Raw genomic sequence first — 15668 nt, forward strand, 5'->3', positions numbered from 1 at the left:
GATAGGGTCCGGCCGTCTGCGGGCCGCACGCCCGGTCAGCCCTGCCGAGCACTCCGCCAAAAGGTTCGGTGTCCGATATATTGTCGGGTGCATCCACCCCGGCCCACGGCCGGGTTCCGCACATGCAAGGAACGGTCGAGCCCTTGAAGCTGGCATACCTCCCCAGTCCCTCCCAGGGAGTGTGGCACCTCGGGCCACTGCCGATCCGCGCATACGCGCTGTGCATCCTGGCCGGCGTCTTCACCGCCGTATGGCTGACCGGCCGCCGCTGGGAGGCCCGGGGCGGGCGGCGGGAGGACATCGCCGACATCGCCATCTGGGCGGTGCCCTTCGGCATCCTCGGCGGCCGCCTGTACCACGTGATCACCGACCCCGAGCTGTACTTCGCCGCCGGCAAGCAGCCCCTACACGCCCTGTTCATCTGGGACGGCGGCCTGGGCATCCCCGGCGCGGTGGCCCTCGGCGCGGTCGGCGCCTGGCTCGGCTGCCGCCGCCGGGGCATCAAGCTGTCCGACTTCGCCGACGCCGTCGCACCGGGCCTGGTGCTGGCCCAGGCGATCGGCCGCTGGGGCAACTACTTCAACCAGGAACTGTACGGCCGCCCCACCCACCTGCCCTGGGCGCTGTACATCGACCCGGCCCACCGTCCCGCGGACAGCCCCACCGTCGCCCTGTACCACCCGACCTTCCTGTACGAGTGCCTGTGGGACCTCGGCGTCATGGCGCTGCTGCTCTGGCTGGACGCCCGCCACCACCAACGCCTGCGCCGCGGACGGCTGTTCGCCTGCTACGTGCTGGCCTACACCACCGGCCGGGCGTGGATCGAGGCCCTGCGCATCGACCACGCCAACCACTTCCTGGGCCTGCGCCTGAACGACTACGTCTCCCTGATCCTGTTCACCGTCGCGCTCGTCTACCTGATCGCCGGCCGCCGCCCCCGCAGCGGCGACGGCGCCCCGTATCCCGGCGGGGAGAACGAAAACAAAGAGGAAGCAGGGGCATCGGTTCCGGCCGGCGCGTCCGACCGGGAGGGGACGTGACGGCGGCTCCCGACACCGAAGCCTCCCAAGGCACAGCCGCCCCCACGTCCCGGATCCGCCGCCTCGGCCCGCTGCTGCCCGTCAGGTTGCGCCCCCTGCACCGGCCCCGGCTGTGGGCAGAGCTGGTCTGCACCAGCCTGCTCTACTGGGCCTACACTCTCACCCGCAACGCCGTCCCCGCCCACCGCGCCGCCGCCCTGCACCGCGCGCATGCCATCTGGCACGCCGAACGGCTCCTGCACGTGGACATCGAACTCACCGTCAACCACGCGGCCGACCGGATCGGCTGGCTGATCGTGGGGATGAACTACTACTACGCCACGCTGCACTTCATCGTCACCATCGGCGTGCTCGTGTGGCTGTACATCCGCCGCCCCGACCGCTACCGCTCGGTGCGCACCGCCCTGTACACCGCCACCCTCCTCGCGCTGATCGGCTTCGCGTTCTGCGCCACCGCCCCGCCCCGCTTCCTGGCCGGGCAGGGGTTCATCGACACGGTGGTCGTCCACCACACCTGGGGCTCCTGGGCCTCCGGCGACGTGGCGTCGCTGTCCAACCAGTACGCCGCCATGCCCTCGGTGCACATCGTGTGGTCCACCTGGTCCGGCCTGACCCTGGCCTTCCTGGCCCGTAGAACCTGGGTACGCGTGCTGGGCGCCTGCTACCCGGTCGCGACCTTCACCGTCATCCTGGCCACCGCCAACCACTTCGTGGCCGACGCGGCCGCCGGCGTCGTCACCCTCGCGGCCGGCTTCCTGATCCAGCGGCTGCTCACCGGCCGCCCCGCCTACCCCGCGCCATGGCGGAACGCCCTGACCGCCAGCCAGCCCTGACGCAGCGCCAGTACCGCCCACACCCCGGCCAGCCCAGCCAGCCAGCGCACCTGCAACACCACCGCGCCCGCCAACGAAACACCCGTGGCCGTCACGTCCAGGCCCGCCATCCAGGCATCGCGCACCCACGCGCCGGCGCTCGGGATCACCAGAACAGTCCTCGGCAGCTCATCACGTCTCCTGCACCGCACTTCTGCCCCCGCGGGGGCCCAGCCAGGCCGAGGCAACCGCGCCGGCAGAGGCGGCAACCAGCACGGCGGCAGCCCACCGGGCACCCGCCTGGATTCCGCCCCCGGCAACAAGGTGCAGGGCGAGAGCGACCAGGGCGACACCCAGTGCGGTGCCCAGACCCGCGGGTCATGTTGACCAGACCGCCCCCCGTCCCGGAGGAGCGGGCGGGAATCGCCCCCATGATCATGGTGTTGTTGGCCGGCGTGAAGGTTCCCAGCCCCAGGCCGGTGAGTGCCAGCACCGGTACGAGCCAGGCGACGGTCAGCGGAACGAAGAGCAGGGCGACGGTGGCAAGGGTGAGCACGGCGGTTCCCGACAGGCACCGCCCGCGGTCGCTCAGGGCGCGTGGCAGCAGACGGTCTCCGCCAGTCGCGGCCAGCGCGAATCCGGCGGGCAACGCGGTCAGCACCGCACCCGCGGTCAGCTCGGAGGATCCCCGGGCAGTCAGAACCACAGGGACCAGCACCAGCGGGCCGAACAACACCAGATAGCCGCTCAGGGCGCCGACCAGCCCGGACGCGACAGCACGCACCCGCAGCAGGTCCAGGTCCAGCAGCGGCGCGGCCGTCCGCCGCTGCCGCCGCACGAACCCCCATCCCGCCACGACCGACACGACGAAGAGCAGGACCACGCCCCACCCGGACACCGCCAGCCCAGAGGCCGCCGACACGCCCAGCAGCGCACTCGCTGTCGCCACCACCAGCAGGGCGAGCCCGGCCCAGTCGAACCGTGCCGCCTTCGTGCGGGCCCGGGTGCGCGGCAGCAGATAGTGCCCGCCGACCAGCGCGATCAGCCCGACCGGTACGTTCACCCCGAAGACCCAGCGCCAGCCCAGGGTCGACACCAGCGCCCCGCCCACCGTCGGGCCCAGTGCCAGCCCGAGAGCCTGCGCCGCGGCCTGCACGCCGAGTGCACTGCGCATCCGCTCCCGCGGCGCACTCGCAGGGAATCTTCCAACGTCCCGCTCTTCCGATCGCGCCAGCGGCCGGGACGACTGGTGCGGCCGTGATCAAGCTCTACGACGAGGCGTGCGGCACGCTCTGGGTTGGTGGACTGCGGGAACTCCTGCTTGACGGTGACGCTGCCGGCGAAGCCGTCGACGACCAAGCTCACACCGCCCTCTCTCGGCGAGTAGTACGTCCGGCCTTCCTGTACGCCGTACTCTCGCCGCACCGCCTCGGCTGCCAGCGCCTGCAGGAGCAGAAGTGCCCGGCGCCGAAGCGCAGGAGGCATCACGAGCCGTTCCCCCGCGTCTCTGAGCTCGGCCACGACCGGATGAAGAGAAGTCAGCCGCGTGGGAACCGGAACCACCGAGGCGCCGCCCGGCGGCTTCCGGCTCCGCGAGTTGGGATGTGGTCCCTCTTCGAGGTACAGCTCCCACCCACCTGCCCCAAGGCCAACCTTCTGGATACGTCTGCCGGGAGGTTCCACTCCGTGCCGCTTCGCATAATCAACGGCCTTCCGCCACTCATCGACCTCGTCCTCAACGGCGACACGGACACGCCCCTCGGCAAGCAGCCGCTCAACCAACTCGGTCGCCTTGGCTCGTCGCGCGCGAGCGACGGGCCGATCGGCATAGGACACGGAACTACGCTCGCGCCCAGCAGGCCCGGCGGATGTCTCATGGTTGCCTCCTTCAGCCGACGTCGGCTCCTCACGACGATCACCGTGTCGAGGAAGTAGCGGCCATCCTCGGTGACCTCCACGAGCGCTTCCCCGCCGCCCCGATTGATCCTTAACGACCCTCGATCACGCAATGCATAAGCCGACCGCCGATCCCCCGGCACCCATGCTGCAGGATGCTCCTCACCGGCAAAAGAGTGGCTCCTGCCCGTGGGAATCCTCTGGGACTTTCCTGGGACTTCCGGCCGCATCAGACAGCACGAGCGTGAAACAACCGAAAGGACATTCATGCAGGTCAACGACCTGCGGCGGCCAGACACCGCAGGTCACGGCGCTGGCTGGTCTCTTCCGGGACATCCGACCGCACTTGAGCGGAGGTTGACGGGCGCCCGGCTACCAGGTGTGTGCCACGTCCACCACCAGGCGGTCGGGCAGCACCGTCACCCGGAACGGCAGCTTGGCGCGGACGCCGAGTCCGATGTGGTTTCCTCCGTCGTAGCGGCCTCCGAACTTCGCGTCCCGGAAGGTCCGGTAGCCGCGGAAGTCGAGGCCCGGCAGCGGATCGGCGAGCCTGACGTGATAGCGCGAGTCGTCGACCGGCGCGGTGAACTCGATCTCGATGATCGCCCCTCCCGCGACCGGGATGCCGGTCTGGGACGGGGGGTGGTTGAAGCCGGGGACGTACTGGACCCAGTACCCGGCCGGGTCGGCCGTCGTCATGCCCGGGATGTCGAACACCATCCGGTCGTAGCAGGCGTGCTCGCCGGTCCTGACATCCGTCAGGGAACCGGCCGTCGCCAACGACCCGGGGGCGGCCTTCGTGAGGCTTCCCCATCCCGTCTGGCAGGTCTCGGCCTGTGGCGCGGCAGCGACGGCCGACGTGGTGCCCGCCCCCGTCAGAACCAGCGTCAGTGCTGCCAGCACGGTTGCCCAAGCTTTCATCGGTGAGCATCCCCTTTGTGTTTGTGTGCACTTGTGTTTGTGTGCACTGCGGATCTACCGCAGATCTGTGCCATGTCAGACAAAGGGGGTGGCGCAACGGTTGGAGGCGGCAAGGGCCCAGTTTCGGACATTCCTCTCGAATGTCAGGGGGTCGTCAGCGCAGTCGGCGGGCCCGCAGTACCACGTCGTCGGTGTGGTGTGCGCCGGCTCCGCCCTCAGGGGCCGGCCGGGGGCGCTGCTCGTCCACCTCCAGCTCCCAGTCGTCGTCGAGCAGGGCGGCGACCATGGCCGGCCAGACGTACGCGGCCGGGTCGAACTCGCTGTCGTGGGGGTGCCGGGTGTCCATCCCCGCGTGATGGACGAGCAGCAGCACGCCACCAGGGGCGACCGCCGCGAGCAGCGCCCGCTCGTTCGCGGCGTCGGGGGTGCGTGGCAGGGCCGGGTACTGCGCGGAGACCAGGTCGAAGGAGCCGGGCGGGAGTGCCGCCTCCGTCAGTTCGGCGTGCACCCAGCGCACGGTGACGCCGGCGTCGCGCGCGTGCTCCGCCGCCCGGTCCAGCGCCACGCCCGAGACCTCCAGCGCGGTCACGTCCCAGCCGCCGCGCGCGAGCCAGACGGCATCGGCGCCCTCGCCGCAGCCGACGTCGAGCACCCGCCCCGGCGTGAGCCCGGCGACCTCGGCCACGAGGGCGCCGTTGGGCCGGCCGCTCCACAGCTGTGCCCGGTCGGCGTAGCGGTCGTCCCACTCCGCCCGCACCGCGGGGTCTCCGGCGTATCCGTCGGCGGTCGTCGTTCCTGCGTTGTCGCGAGTCATGGGTCCACCGTCAGCCCTGAGGTCCCGGTCGGGCCAGCGGTGTTGCGGTTCCGGCAAAACCTTCCCGGTGCCCCCGGGATCCGGCTCACGCGCGGCTCGTCGCCGTGAATCGCCTATCTTGGCGGCTATGCAGTCCTACACGATCGGCCAGGCCGCACGGCTGCTCGGCGTGAGTCCCGACACCGCGCGGCGGTGGGCGGACGCCGGGCGGGTTCCCACGCACCGGGACGAGGGCGGGCGCCGTCTCATCGACGGGAAGGACCTGGCCGCCTTCTCCGTGGAGCTCGCCAAGGGCGACGGCGGCGACGAGGAGATCTCCCACACCTCCGTCCGCAACGCCTTCCCCGGCATCGTCACCGCGGTGAAGCTCGGCGACGTCGCGGCGCAGGTCGAGATCCAGGCCGGCCCGCACCGGTTGGTGTCCCTGCTGACGCGGGAGGCCGTGGAGGAACTCGGCCTGGAGGTCGGCGTGGAGGCGACCGCCCGCGTGAAGTCCACGAACGTGCACATCGACCGCGCCTGAGCTGGGCCGGAGCGGGGTCGCAGCGGGGTCGCAGCGAGCTCAGAGCGTGAGCAGTTCCTCGTGGAAGCCGCCGAACTCCCGCTCGGCGTCGATGAGATGGATCTCCAGGATCCAGTGGCAACGGCGTCCCGCCTTGTCCGTGCGGCGCAACGGGGTGTCGTTGGCGGGGGCGATGTACGACTCCACGTCGGCGCCGTCGATCCACTCGTGCGGGAACTCACCGACCAGGTGCCCGGCGTGCCAACCGCCCAGCTCCCAGCCGGACTTGGCGGCCAGCCGCTGCACCTCGGCGTACAGCCGCGCGCCGGTGATGTCCGGGTCGGCCTCGAAGAAGCTCCGGCCCGCGGCGAAGATCCGCGGGAGGTCGGCGCGGAGGCGGTGCTTGTCCGGGTCGTCGCCGAGCACGAAGGTGCGGCCGAAGTCGGCCTCGTACTCCTCGAAGATGGGGCCGAAGTCGGCGAAGACGATGTCGTCCGCGCCGATCACCCGGTCCGGCGGGTTCTCCCGGTACGGCTCGAGCGTGTTCGGTCCCGATCGCACGACCCGCTTGTGCCAGTGCCGGGTGGTGCCGAACAGCTCGTTCGCCAGGTCCCGGACCCGGTCGCTGACCTCCCGCTCCCCCGCACCCGGCGCGATCAGCCCGCGCGCCTCGATCTCCGCGAAGAGCCGCTCGGCCTTCGCCTGGGCGTCCAGCAGCCTGGCCGCGCGTGTGGGTTCGTCATCCGCCGTGGGGTCCGCCATGGGACGACCATAATCACCCGGACGGCCGCCCCGGTGAGGCAGTCCCGGCCGCGCGTTCCTAACGTGAAGGCGGGCCGGGTGGGCAGGACCGGTACGGGCCGGCCCGAGAACGGCCGTCTGTCCGGCCGTCTGTCCGGCCGTCTGTCCGGAGGAGGAGACCATGACCACGGCTGACCCCGGACGTGCCTCGGACATACCGGCGGGTGCCTCGTGACCGCCGCGGACGCCACGCCCGTGCTGCGGTGCGCCAGTCGGCACTCCGGGCCGCGGGACGGGGAGGAATGCGGGGCCCGGGCCCGTTTCGAGATCTCCTGCCATGCCCGGCCCCCGCTGGTCGTGTGTCCTCAACACCTGGGCCCCGCACTGCTGTTGGCCGACGGTGTGCTGTGGCCTCCGGAGATCGCACTCGTGCGGTGAGTGCGGCCGGCCGGCTCAGACTGTCGAGGCCGGGCCGCCCCCCCATCGCCGAGCCCGGCCGCGCTCAGCTCTTCGTCAGGGTGATGTCCTGCTGCCCGGTCGCGTGGAAGCGCGGCATCGGCAGGCCGCCCTGGGGGCTCAGCTCCATGACGGTGGCCTCCACGTGGGCCTCGCCCGGTTCGAGGGAACCCGGCGTGGGCTTGCCCGTGTTCTCCCAGACGTGCTCGACACCGTCGCACACCGCGCGGGTGCCGCCGATGCCCTGCCGGACCGACGGGGAGCGCTGCCCCACGGAGGAGCTGACGAACACGGGGCCCGTGCCGCCGGTGCAGCGGTAGGTGCCGGAGAGCGTGACGGTGCCGTCCGCGGCGATACGGCCCACGGGGTCGACGGTGACGGTCTCGTACGGGTCGGCGTGCGCGGGCAGGGCGGGGGCCGCGAGCAGGAACAGCGCGGCACCGGCGGCGGCGAGGGCGGGACGGACGGACATGGGGATACCTCCCGGTCGAGTGGAACGGTCCTCCACTGCTACCGGGAACACACCCCGACCATCGTGATCGTCACTCCTTCGGTGGCGAGTCCGCATCGAGCGTCGTGGAACGGTCCGAGAGTTGTCCGCATGTTGTCACGCTTCACGTCGGGCCGTTCCGGTGAGTTCGCGGCGGGAGCATGGTCTACACATACGGATACGGACCCCATAGGGGCGGTCCCACCAATGCGGAGGTACGCCATGTGCTCTCACCGGTCCTCGTGCCCTGCGTCCGACAGCACCGTCCCGCACGTCGTCGCCGCCCACCCCGAGCAGGGCTGGAACCTGCTGTGCAACGGGGCGATCGTCTTCGACGACACCGGCGAGCTGCTGCCCGACGGCCGCGTCGTCGCCCCGCACCGGGTACAGGTCGACCTCCTGACCGTCGCCGCCTGATCCGGTTCCCCGAGCCGCGCGGATCTCCGGACGGCCCCAGCCGCGCGGATCTCCGGACGGCCCCGCGACGCTACGGCAGTACCGCGAACCCGTCGAGCTCCACGGCCGCCTGGTCGTCCCAGAGCCGTACGACCTCCACGACCGCCATGGCCGGGTAGTCCCGGCCCGCCGACTCACGCCAGATGCGGCCCAGTTCACGGACGTGCGCCCGGTAGTCGGCGATGTCGGTGGCGTACACGGTGACACGGGCGAGGTCCGCCGGGGTTCCGCCCGCCGCCCTCAGCGCGGTCAGCAGATTCGCGAGCGCCCGCTCGAACTGCTCGGGCAGGGTCTCCCCCACCACCTTGCCGTCGGCGTTCAGGGCCGTCTGCCCCGCGAGGAAGACCACCCTCGACCCGGTGGCCACGACCGCGTGCGAGAAGCCGGTGGGCGGGGACAGCTCGGGCGGGTTGATGCGCTCGGCGCTCACACGGCCTCCAGGTTCGGGTACGACGCGTACAACTCCTTCGCGATGATGCCCCGTTGGACCTCGCTCGCCCCCTCGTAGATGCGCGGGGCGCGTACCTCCCGGTACAGGTGCTCCAGCAGATGACCGCGCTGGAGGGCGCGGGCGCCGTGCAGTTGGACCGCGGTGTCCACGACGTACTGCGCGGTCTCGGTCGCCAGCAGCTTCGCCATCGCCGCCCGCTTCGGCACGTCCGGGGCGCCTTCGTCGTACGCCGTCGCCGCCGCGTACACCATCAGACGGGCCGCGTCCGTACGCAGGGCCATCTCGGCGACCGTGTGGGCGACGCTCTGCAGGTCCCTCAACTTGCCGCCGAAAGCGTCCCGTCGGGCGGTGTGTGCGAGGGTCGCGTCCAGTGCCGCCTGTGCCATGCCGACCGCGAAGGCGCCGACGCTGGGCCGGAAGAGGTTGAGCGTGCCCATCGCGACCCGGAAACCCCGGTCGACCTCGCCCAGCACGTCGTCGGCGCTCACCGGTACGGCGTCGAAGGCGAGGGCGCCGATGGGGTGCGGGGAGAGCATGTCGAGGGCCGTACCGGTGAGCCCCTGCCGGTCGGCGGGCACCAGGAAGGCGGTCACGCCCCGGGCACCGGCACCGGGCGTGGTCCGGGCGAAGACGGTGTAGAAGTCGGCCTCGGGGGCGTTGGATATCCAGCACTTCTCACCGGTGAGCCGCCACCGGGAGCCCCCGTCGGGAACGGCGACCGGCCGAGCCGGCGCCCCGACCGCCGAGTCCGGCTCCCGCCCTGCCCCCGGCCCCGGCCTGGACCCAGACCCCGGCGCACCCTGCCAGGCCGGCTGCCCCTCAGCCCGCAACCCCAACGCCGCCGCGTCCGACCCCGCGCCCGGCTCGCTCAAGGCGAACGCCGCCACCGCGCTGCCCTCGCTCACCGCCGGCAACCAGCGTTCGCGCTGGGCCGGGGTGCCGTGGGCGTGGACGGGGTGGGCGCCCAAGCCCTGAAGGGCGAGAGCCGTCTCCGCCTCGGTGCAGGCGTACGCGAGGGACTCGCGCATGAGGCACAGATCGAGGGCGCCGGAGGTGAACAGGCGCTCCAGCAGGCCCAGCCGGCCCAGTTCCGCGACCAGCGGCCGGTTCACCCGGCCGGGCTCGCCCTTCTCCGCGAGCGGGCGCAGCCGCTCCTCGGCGAGGGCGCGCAGCTCCGCGCAGCGGGCGGTCTGTGACGGTTCGAGCGAGAATGCGGGCATTGCCGGTCCCCTCTCTCGACAGGGCCCTACGACAGTATCGCGCGCCGTTGACTGTCGTCACCAACACGATACGCTCCTTGTGCGCGCCATCACCGACGCCCACACAGCAGAGCCCACCGCGGCCCACTCGGCCACGCAGCCCACAAGGCAGGGGGCGACCCGCCATGAACGTCTCGGCCCACGTCGACACCTTCGCGCGCGACCATCTGCCGCCCCCCGACCAGTGGCCGGAGCTCCGCTTCGACCTGCCGGAGCTGCGTTACCCCGTTCGGCTGAACTGCGCCGCCGAACTGCTGACGGGCCAGCCCGACGACCGCCCCGTCTTCCACACCCCCTCCGGCCCCACCTGGACGTACGGCACACTGCGCGCCCGTGTGGACCGGCTCGCACACCTGCTCACCGGGGACCTCGGGGTCGTCCCCGGCAACCGCGTCCTGCTGCGCGGCCCGACCACGCCCTGGCTCGCGGCCTGCTGGCTGGCGGTCCTGAAGGCGGGTGCGATCGCCGTGACCGTGCTGGCCCAGCAGCGGCCGCACGAGCTGGCCACGATGTGCGAGATCGCCCGCATAGGGCACGCCCTGTGCGACATACGCGCCGTTGACGACCTCGCCAAGGCCGAGATACCGGGCCTCAGGATCACGACGTACGGCGGCGACGCCCCCGACGACCTCCTGAACCGCGAGGCGCCCGGGACACCGTTCAGCCCCGTGGAGACCGCGGCCGACGACGTGGCGCTGATCGCCTTCACCTCGGGGACCACCGGACGACCCAAGGGCTGTATGCACTTCCACCGGGATGTGCTCGCGATAGCCGACACCTTCTCCAAGCATGTGCTGCGCCCCCATGTGGACGATGTCTTCGCCGGCAGTCCTCCGCTCGGTTTCACCTTCGGGCTCGGCGGCCTGGTGATCTTCCCGATGCGCGCCGGCGCCAGCTCCCTCCTGCTGGAACAGGCGGGCCCCAAGCAGCTGTTGCCGGCCGTCGCCGAGCACCGGGTCTCCGTGCTCTTCACCGCCCCGACCGCCTACCGCGCGATGCTGGACGAGCTGGACGCGTACGACGTCTCGTCCCTGCGTCGCTGTGTCTCCGCGGGCGAGAACCTGCCGGCGGCCACCTGGCGGGCCTGGCGGGAACGGACCGGGCTGGAGATCGTCAACGGCATCGGCGCCACCGAACTGCTGCACATCTTCATCTCCGCGGCCGACGAGCACATCCGGCCCGGGACGACCGGGGTGCCCGTGCCCGGCTGGCAGGCGCGCGTGGTCGACGAGACGGGCCGGGAGCGGCCGGACGGGGAGCCCGGGCTGCTCGCCGTGCGCGGTCCCGTGGGCTGTCGCTACCTCGCCGATCCACGGCAGCGCGAGTACGTGCGGGACGGCTGGAACATCACCGGGGACACATACATCCGGGAGAACGATGGGTACTTCCGCTATGTGGCCCGCGCGGACGACATGATCATCTCGGCCGGGTACAACATCGCGGGACCGGAGGTCGAGGACGCGCTCCTGCGGCATGTGGACGTGGTGGAGGCGGCCGTGGTGGGGCGGCCCGACGAGGCCCGCGGTCAGGTGGTCGTGGCATACGTCGTCCTCAAGGAGGGCGCGGAGCGGGACGCCGACGCGCTGCGCACGTTCGTCAAGGCCGAACTGGCGCCCTACAAATGTCCGCGCGAGATCGTCTTCATGGACGCGCTGCCGCGCACGGCGACCGGGAAACTCCAGCGGTTCCGGCTGCGCACCGATGGTGACCAGCAGTGATCCACACGACCTAAGATGATCAACGTGTCCGACCAGCATGCACCACGGTCTCTCATCGTCACGCTCTACGGCGCCTACGGCCGCTTCGTCCCAGGCCCTGTGCCCGTCGCCGAACTGATCCGGCTGCTCGCCGCGGTCGGCGTGGACGCACCTTCCGTACGGTCCTCGGTGTCCCGGCTCAAGCGGCGCGGGCTGCTGCTTCCGGCCCGTACCGCACAGGGCGCGGCCGGCTACGAGCTCTCCCCGGACGCCCGCCAGCTGCTCGACGACGGCGACCGGCGCATCTACGCCGTACGGCCCCCCGAGGACGAGGGCTGGGTCCTCGCCGTGTTCTCGGTGCCGGAGTCGGAGCGGCAGAAGCGGCACGTGCTGCGCTCCCGCCTGGCCGGACTCGGCTTCGGCACGGCGGCCCCCGGAGTGTGGATCGCCCCGGCCCGGCTGTACGAGGAGGCCCGGCACACCCTCCAGCGCCTGCGCCTGGACCCGTACGTCGACTTCTTCCGCGGCGAGCACCTCGGTTTCGCGGCAACCGTCGAGGCCGTCGCCCGCTGGTGGGACCTGGCCGAGATCGCCAAGGAGCACGAGGCGTTCCTGGACCGCCACGCGCGGGTGCTGCACGCCTGGGAGGAGCGGGCCGACACCCCGCCCGAGGAGGCCTACCGCGACTACCTCCTGGCCCTCGACTCCTGGCGCCACCTCCCCTACGCCGACCCGGGCCTGCCCGCCCCGCTGCTCCCGGCGGACTGGCCGGGCGAGCGGGCGGCGGCGGTCTTCCGCGGGCTGCACGAGCGGCTGCGGGACGCGGGGGCGGCCTTCGTGGGCCTGTGATCCCTGCCGCACCACGGGTCCCGGGGGTGTCTCTCAAGTCCCCAAGGTGAGCCGGGGCTTGGGGGCGTCCGTGCGTCCGGTCTGCGGGCGCCGGCTGCCCGCGCGGTACGGGTCGGGCCAGACGGCACCCGGGCCGTCGTAGCCCTGTTCGGCGGCCGCGTGCAGCGTCCAGTGCGGGTCGTAGAGGTGCGGTCGGGCCAGAGCGCACAAGTCCGTACGTCCGGCGAGGATCAGCGAGTTGACGTCGTCCCACGAGGAGATCGCGCCGACCGCGATCACCGGCACACCGATCTCGTGCCGGATCCGGTCGGCGTACGGCGTCTGGTAGGAACGCCCGTACTCCGGTCGCTCCTCGGCCACGACCTGCCCGGTGGACACGTCGATCGCGTCGGCGCCGTGCGCGGCGAAGGCGCGGGCGATCTCCACGGCGTCCTCGGCCGTGTTGCCGCCCTCGGCCCAGTCCGTGGCGGAGATACGCACGGTCATGGGCCGTTCCCGCGGCCACACCTCCCGGACGGCGTCGAAGACCTCCAGCGGGAAGCGGAGGCGCCCGGCGAGCGGGCCGCCGTAACCGTCGGTGCGGCGGTTGGTCAGCGGGGACAGGAAGCTGGAGAGCAAGTAGCCGTGCGCGCAGTGCAGTTCGAGCAGGTCGAAGCCGGCGCGGTCGGCGCGGCGGGCGGCCGCGGTGAACTGCTCGCGGATCTCGGCGATTTGGCTGCGGGTGAGTTCGCGCGGGGTCTGGTTGGCGGCCTTGTACGGGATCGGGGACGGGGCCACGACGGGCCAGTTGCCGTCCGGCAGCGGTTCGTCGATGCCCTCCCACATCAGTTTGGTCGAGCCCTTGCGGCCGCTGTGGCCGAGCTGCACGCCGATCGCGGTGCCGGGCGACCGCGCGTGCACGAAGTCGGTGATCCGTTTCCAGGCCTCGGTCTGAGCGCCGTCGTAGAGGCCGGTGCAGCCGGGGGTGATCCGGCCCTCGGGCGAGACGCACACCATCTCGGTCATCACCAGTGCGGCGCCGCCGAGCGCGCGGGCGCCGAGGTGGACCAGGTGGAAGTCGCCGGGGAGACCGTCGGTGGCGGAGTACATGTCCATCGGGGACACGACGACCCGGTTGCGCAGGGTCAGTCCGCGCAGCCGGAACGGGGTGAACATCGGGGGTGTACCGGGCTCGCAGCCGAACTCGCGCTCCACGGCGGCGGTGAAGCGGGCGTCGCGCAGCCGCAGGTTGTCGTGGGTGACGCGGCGGCTGCGGGTGAGCAGGTTGAAGGCGAACTGGCGCGGCGGCTGGTCGATGTACAGGGCGAGGTTCTCGAACCACTCCAGGCTGGCGAGGGCGGCCCGCTGGGTGGAGGCGACGACGGGTTTGCGCTCGGCCTCGTAGGCCGCCAACGCCCTTTGCACCGACGGCTGTTCCTCCAGGCAGGCGGCCAGGGCGAGGGCGTCCTCGACGGCGAGTTTGGTGCCGGAGCCGATGGAGAAGTGGGCGGTGTGGGCCGCGTCGCCGAGGAGGACGACGTTGCCGTGGGACCAGTGCTCGTTGACCACCGTGCGGAAGGTGGTCCAGGTGGACTTGTTGGAGCGCAGGGGACGGCCGCGGAGGGCTTCCTCGAAGATCTTGGCGCAGGTCTCCGTGGACTCCTGCGGTGTGGCCTCGTCGAAGCCGGCGGCCCTCCAGACCTCCTCGCGCATCTCGATGATCACGGTGGAGGCGTCGGGCGCGTAGGGGTAGCCGTGCAGTTGCACCACGCCGTGCTCGGTCTCGGCGATCTCGAAACGGAAGGCGTCGAAGGGGAAGTCGGCGGCGAGCCAGATATAGCGGCAGTGGTGCGGGGTCACATGGGGGCGGAACACATGGGTGTGGGCCTCTCGTGTGGCGCTGTTGACTCCGTCGGCGGCGATGACGAGGTCATGCGTCTCCGCGAGGCCGGGCGGGGCGGGGGTACGGAAGCGGAGGTCGACGCCGAGGGTCCGGCAGCGGTCGTGGAGGATCTCCAGGAGGCGTTTCCTGCCGAGAGCGGCGAAGCCGTGGCCGCCGGAGGTGTGGCGGGTCCCTCTGTGGACGATGTCTATGTCGTCCCAGCGGGTGAAGTGGTGCTGGAGGGACTCGTAGACCTGTGGGTCCGCGTGTTCGATGCCGCCGAGGGTCTCGTCGGAGAGGACCACGCCGAAGCCGAAGGTGTCGTCGGGGGCGTTGCGTTCCCAGACGGTGACCTCGCGGCGGGGGTCCAGGCGCTTCAGCAGGGCCGCCGCGTACAGCCCTCCGGGGCCGCCGCCGATGATCGCTACTCGTAGGGGGTGGCCTCGCTTGTCTGGCGGCTGCGGGTGTCCTGTGGCTGGTCGCGCCGTTCCCCGCGCCCCTGGGGGTGTGGAGCTCACCGTCCGTTCCATTTGGGAGGGCGCTTCTCCTTGAAGGCTGTATGGAACTCTGCGTAGTCCTGGCCGTTCATCAGGAGGGCCTGGGTCGAGGCGTCCAGTTCCACCGAAGCCGCCAGGGGCATGTCCAGCTCGGCCGTGAGGAGGGCCTTCGTCTGGGCGTACGCCAGTGCCGGACCCCCGGCGAGGCGGCGGGCCAGCGCCTGCGCGGCCTCGTCGGCCCGGCCCTCCTCGGTCAGTTCGCTGATCAGGCCGATGCGCTCGGCCTCGGGAGCGCGGACCGGTTCGCCGAGCATGAGGAGCCGGGTCGCGTGGCCCAGCCCGACCACCCTGGGCAGCAGATAGGCCGCGCCCATGTCGCCGCCGGACAGGCCGACCCGGGTGAACAGGAAGGCGAAGCGGGCGGTCGGGTCGGCCACCCGGAAGTCGGCGGCCAGCGCCAGTACGGCCCCCGCGCCCGCCGCCACCCCGTGCACCGCGGCGATCACCGGGAACGGGCATTCCCGTACGGCCCGTACGACCTGGCCGGTCATCCGGTTGAAGTCGAGGAGCTGGGCGGTGTCCATGGCCAGGGTGGCGCCGATGATCTCGTCGACGTCGCCGCCGGAGCAGAAGCCGCGGCCCTCACCGGCCAGGACCAGCGCCCGGACGGAACGCTCGCGGGACAGTTCGGCGAGGAAATCGCGCAGGTCGGCGTAGGCGCCGAAGGTGAGCGCGTTGAGTTTCGCGGGGCGGGCGAGGGTGACGGTGGCGACCCCGTCCTCAAGGTCGACGCGAAGGTGCCGCCAGTCGGGGGTGCGGGCGGCGGAGCCGGTGAAGGGACTCATGACGTGCGGCCTCCTCGGACGGTGGCGCGGACACGTGTCGAAGTTATCACTCATTCGTGACTGCCGTCACGAGAGCAATAT

The 15668-nt window shown here is 71.8% G+C and carries 17 protein-coding genes; 7 read left to right on the plus strand and 10 right to left on the minus strand.

Features of this window, described 5'->3' with window-relative positions; translation table 11 throughout:
- Positions 1 to 143 precede the first annotated feature (143 nt).
- Complete coding sequence (gene lgt, locus H295_RS0103085) at positions 144 to 1040, plus strand: prolipoprotein diacylglyceryl transferase (RefSeq protein ID WP_020133883.1); 897 nt, start codon at positions 144 to 146, stop codon at positions 1038 to 1040.
- Complete coding sequence (locus tag H295_RS0103090; protein WP_020133884.1) at positions 1037 to 1873, plus strand: phosphatase PAP2 family protein; 837 nt, start codon at positions 1037 to 1039, stop codon at positions 1871 to 1873. The genes lgt and H295_RS0103090 overlap by 4 nt, the downstream gene beginning before the upstream one ends.
- Here the strand turns inward: H295_RS0103090 and H295_RS0103095 are convergent.
- Together H295_RS0103095 and H295_RS42690 are read right to left on the minus strand one after the other, a co-directional pair.
- Positions 1828 to 2022 carry a hypothetical protein gene (locus tag H295_RS0103095; RefSeq protein ID WP_020133885.1) on the minus strand — a complete coding sequence of 65 codons (195 nt, stop codon included), beginning with the start codon at positions 2020 to 2022 and terminating at the stop codon, positions 1828 to 1830. The two genes, H295_RS0103090 and H295_RS0103095, sit on opposite strands and share 46 nt — an antisense overlap.
- A complete protein-coding gene (locus H295_RS42690; RefSeq protein ID WP_234021553.1) occupies positions 2019 to 3026 on the minus strand; it encodes an MFS transporter in 1008 nt (335 codons plus the stop codon). Before H295_RS42690 ends, H295_RS0103095 begins: the two co-directional genes overlap by 4 nt.
- Positions 3027 to 3109: 83 nt before the next feature.
- Between H295_RS42690 and H295_RS45180 the strand changes: the two genes are divergently transcribed.
- A complete protein-coding gene (locus H295_RS45180; RefSeq protein WP_020133886.1) occupies positions 3110 to 3787 on the plus strand; it encodes a hypothetical protein in 678 nt (225 codons plus the stop codon).
- 333 nt (positions 3788 to 4120) lie between these two features.
- Here H295_RS45180 and H295_RS0103110 read toward each other — a convergent pair whose 3' ends face one another.
- Both H295_RS0103110 and H295_RS0103115 read right to left on the minus strand, forming a co-directional pair.
- A complete protein-coding gene (locus tag H295_RS0103110; RefSeq protein ID WP_028809002.1) occupies positions 4121 to 4669 on the minus strand; it encodes an AMIN-like domain-containing (lipo)protein in 549 nt (182 codons plus the stop codon).
- Positions 4670 to 4823: 154 nt separating this feature from the next.
- Complete coding sequence (locus tag H295_RS0103115) at positions 4824 to 5483, minus strand: class I SAM-dependent methyltransferase (protein WP_020133888.1); 660 nt, start codon at positions 5481 to 5483, stop codon at positions 4824 to 4826.
- Positions 5484 to 5610: 127 nt separating this feature from the next.
- On the opposite strand from H295_RS0103115, the gene H295_RS0103120 reads away from it, so the two are divergent.
- Positions 5611 to 6006 (plus strand): TOBE domain-containing protein, encoded by a 396-nt coding sequence (locus H295_RS0103120; protein WP_020133889.1) that lies wholly within the window; start codon positions 5611 to 5613, stop codon positions 6004 to 6006.
- Between the two features lie 39 nt (positions 6007 to 6045).
- On the opposite strand, the gene H295_RS0103125 is transcribed toward H295_RS0103120, so the two are convergent.
- Together H295_RS0103125 and H295_RS0103140 are read right to left on the minus strand one after the other, a co-directional pair.
- Complete coding sequence (locus H295_RS0103125; protein ID WP_020133890.1) at positions 6046 to 6747, minus strand: M24 family metallopeptidase; 702 nt, start codon at positions 6745 to 6747, stop codon at positions 6046 to 6048.
- A 481-nt stretch (positions 6748 to 7228) separates the two neighbouring features.
- Positions 7229 to 7654, minus strand: coding sequence for a DUF6299 family protein (locus tag H295_RS0103140; protein WP_020133891.1), 426 nt, complete (start codon positions 7652 to 7654; stop codon positions 7229 to 7231).
- A gap of 240 nt (positions 7655 to 7894) precedes the next feature.
- Here H295_RS0103140 and H295_RS0103145 point away from each other — a divergent pair, with 240 nt between their 5' ends.
- The gene (locus H295_RS0103145) at positions 7895 to 8089 is read left to right on the plus strand and encodes a DUF5999 family protein (protein ID WP_020133892.1); all 195 of its coding nucleotides are present in this window, start codon (positions 7895 to 7897) and stop codon (positions 8087 to 8089) included.
- Between the two features lie 70 nt (positions 8090 to 8159).
- Here the strand turns inward: H295_RS0103145 and H295_RS0103150 are convergent, their stop codons facing one another.
- Positions 8160 to 8558 (minus strand): RidA family protein, encoded by a 399-nt coding sequence (locus H295_RS0103150; RefSeq protein WP_020133893.1) that lies wholly within the window; start codon positions 8556 to 8558, stop codon positions 8160 to 8162.
- A complete protein-coding gene (locus tag H295_RS0103155; protein WP_020133894.1) occupies positions 8555 to 9799 on the minus strand; it encodes an acyl-CoA dehydrogenase family protein in 1245 nt (414 codons plus the stop codon). Before H295_RS0103155 ends, H295_RS0103150 begins: the two co-directional genes overlap by 4 nt.
- 164 nt (positions 9800 to 9963) lie before the next feature.
- Here H295_RS0103155 and H295_RS0103160 point away from each other — a divergent pair, with 164 nt between their 5' ends.
- Complete coding sequence (locus tag H295_RS0103160; protein WP_020133895.1) at positions 9964 to 11556, plus strand: AMP-binding protein; 1593 nt, start codon at positions 9964 to 9966, stop codon at positions 11554 to 11556.
- 15 nt (positions 11557 to 11571) lie between these two features.
- Positions 11572 to 12384 carry a PaaX family transcriptional regulator C-terminal domain-containing protein gene (locus H295_RS0103165; protein ID WP_020133896.1) on the plus strand — a complete coding sequence of 271 codons (813 nt, stop codon included), beginning with the start codon at positions 11572 to 11574 and terminating at the stop codon, positions 12382 to 12384.
- A 33-nt stretch (positions 12385 to 12417) separates the two neighbouring features.
- Here H295_RS0103165 and H295_RS0103170 read toward each other — a convergent pair whose 3' ends face one another.
- Positions 12418 to 14775 carry a bifunctional salicylyl-CoA 5-hydroxylase/oxidoreductase gene (locus H295_RS0103170; RefSeq protein WP_020133897.1) on the minus strand — a complete coding sequence of 786 codons (2358 nt, stop codon included), beginning with the start codon at positions 14773 to 14775 and terminating at the stop codon, positions 12418 to 12420.
- The gene (locus H295_RS0103175) at positions 14760 to 15587 is read right to left on the minus strand and encodes an enoyl-CoA hydratase family protein (protein WP_020133898.1); all 828 of its coding nucleotides are present in this window, start codon (positions 15585 to 15587) and stop codon (positions 14760 to 14762) included. The genes H295_RS0103170 and H295_RS0103175 overlap by 16 nt, the downstream gene beginning before the upstream one ends.
- Positions 15588 to 15668: the final 81 nt, after the last annotated feature.

Origin of the sequence: Streptomyces sp. 351MFTsu5.1 (assembly GCF_000383655.1) — a bacterium.
GTDB classification, from domain to species: domain Bacteria; phylum Actinomycetota; class Actinomycetes; order Streptomycetales; family Streptomycetaceae; genus Streptomyces; species Streptomyces griseorubiginosus.